The sequence below is a fragment of the Psychrobacter sp. 16-MNA-CIBAN-0192 genome (assembly GCF_040309565.1).
In the GTDB taxonomy this organism is placed as follows: domain Bacteria; phylum Pseudomonadota; class Gammaproteobacteria; order Pseudomonadales; family Moraxellaceae; genus Psychrobacter.
In genome coordinates, this window is the sequence record NZ_JBEOOX010000258.1 from 1 (window position 1) to 271 (window position 271).

Here is a 271-nt window from a genome sequence, read left to right on the forward strand (position 1 = left end):
GTGTCTTTACCTTTAGCTATACGTGGAGCCCAATCGTCAGGCGATTTAGGCGCGCCTAGTGCACCAGTACCGTGACATGCAAAACATGCACCTTGATACACTTGCTCACCAGAACGAGGGCCTGTAGGCGCGGCTGCTACAGCAGCTTTATCGCCTTCAAGGTATACAGCACCAACCGGCGCGAGACGTGCTTTAATTGCATCTTCAGTCATAGAGTTATCATATGGCTGTGCGTATGCAGTGGTTGCTAGCATTAATAATGCTGCAGCTG

The 271-nt window shown here is 50.6% G+C and carries 1 protein-coding gene; it reads right to left on the reverse strand.

Going from position 1 to position 271, the window contains the following annotated elements:
* The coding region (locus AAEY78_RS13160; RefSeq protein WP_352339749.1) for a c-type cytochrome at positions 1-212 on the reverse strand (212 nt) is incomplete at its 3' end.
* Between the last annotated feature and the right edge of the window lie 59 nt (positions 213-271).